This is a genomic window from Arthrobacter sp. P1_A5, assembly GCF_056406825.1.
Genome location: NZ_JBFTZL010000339.1, coordinates 1 through 1,618 on the forward strand (window position 1 = coordinate 1; position 1,618 = coordinate 1,618).

The 1,618-nt window shown below is 66.5% G+C and carries 2 protein-coding genes and 1 pseudogene; all 3 read right to left on the bottom strand.

Annotation, left to right across the window (positions count from 1 at the left end; genetic code table 11):
* A pseudogene (locus AC1D1S_RS21080) lies at positions 1-249 on the bottom strand (hypothetical protein); the annotation flags it as partial.
* A gap of 342 nt (positions 250-591) precedes the next feature.
* A complete protein-coding gene (locus AC1D1S_RS21085; RefSeq protein ID WP_243181311.1) occupies positions 592-771 on the bottom strand; it encodes a hypothetical protein in 180 nt (59 codons plus the stop codon).
* A 121-nt stretch (positions 772-892) separates the two neighbouring features.
* Positions 893-1,390 carry a hypothetical protein gene (locus AC1D1S_RS21090; protein WP_476945336.1) on the bottom strand — a complete coding sequence of 166 codons (498 nt, stop codon included), beginning with the start codon at positions 1,388-1,390 and terminating at the stop codon, positions 893-895.
* Between the last annotated feature and the right edge of the window lie 228 nt (positions 1,391-1,618).

Genomic DNA, 1,618 nt, shown 5'->3' on the forward strand with positions numbered 1-1,618 from the left:
CGGCGGCTGAGACGGTGGTTGGGGCGGCGCGGGGTCCGACGGCGGCGCTGTGCTGCCCGGGGGAGTCACACTGGGCGCCGGGGAAGCGGACGGTGGGACCGGCGTCGGTGAGGCGGGGCAGATCTTCACGGGAAGAAGGCCGGCAGACTTGCAGGGCGCAGCCGCCGCGGGCAGCGCAACGACCAACGGCGAGACCGCGAGCAGCAGGGCCACAGCGGCTGCGTACGAGGCCTTCCGGGTGGAGTTCATCCCTACCATCGTAGGGTTCCACCGCCGGCAGCCGGGGAATCCTGGCCTTTGCGTGTCTCCTTAGCCCGGGCAAGGTCTGCGCTCAGCAAACCATCGCCACTGTGGACCAAGAATGGGTAGGGTGAGMCATGAGCCATGAGCCATGAGCCATGAGCCATGAGCCATGAGCCATGAGCACCGGGCAGCGACAGCGAACCCCGCTCCCCGCCAAAGACCCCAAGCATCCGGAGATCTGACTCATGCCGGCCACTGAGGGCCGCAAGCGAAKGGAACCGCGGATGACTCGCAGCTCCTGGAAGTTCAGCGCCTGGTCCGCTGCCGGCCGCACAGCTGACCTGGCATTCACCGCGGCAAGGATCTCCAGCGGCGGCCCTGGAGGGCAAGCACAATTGTCCAGGCGATCGGAACCAACGGGGAGGCGGACTCACCCAGGAATGCGAGGACCGCAAAGACGATCCAGAGCCCACCGGCGATGACGGAGAGGACGACAAGCGCCTTGCGGGTCATCACGAAGGCGGGCATGTCGACACCTTCGGATCGCAGGGCACGGGTTTCAGCGGCTGCTCCCCGGAGCAGGGGGACGAAGCTCGCATGGGCCAGCGGCCGGTCGCAGGCCCTTCCACTCCGGGCGCTCAGGTCGAGGTCAGGAGCTCTCCCAGTATTTATCGCCCACAGCTTCGAGATACAGGGTCAGGAACTCGGACAGCGTCGACGCCGCCAGTGGCCAGTCACTGCGCGGGTCCAGGGGCTGTGCGACCAAGACGCCGCCGTTGGCTTCCAGTACCAAGAGGTCCGTGTCGCCAAGGAACTCGCCGATGACTGCGTCGCTCGGCACAAAGTCTTTCGGTCGGCTCGCTCGCTCGGCGTCGGTGCGCGCTGCCGCCGTCGCGGGTTCCAGAATGTGGAGGCCCCATTGGCCRTAGTCGATGTCTTGGAACAGCCACGCCTCGCGACTTGATAGCCAGAGTGCCTCCAGCCCGGGCAAAAGTGCGTGGGCGGCCCAAGCCCCTGAGACTTCGTCGAGGGAGGCTCCTGACTTCACCTTGCTGGCGAGCCGGAATGGGTTCGACCCGACTCCGACTCCGTCGCGAGGCTCGGTCCAGTTACGATACGGATCGAGGGCAGCATCTACGGTTGGCATCAGTAGTCCCTCCACCACACGTTGGGCTGGGTCCAATGCACGTCCAGCGGCGTCCGCACCAGGCTCGTCAGCCTCACTGGGCCGTGACTTTGATTCCGGCGACCGCCCCGGTCCAGGCGCCGGTCGGGTCCGGGCGGGTCAACTGGGCGCTGACGTAGCCCTTCTGCAGTTGTACGACCTGCGATTGGGTTCGCGAGCAATCGACCTCGAACACCGTGTGCTCTGTTC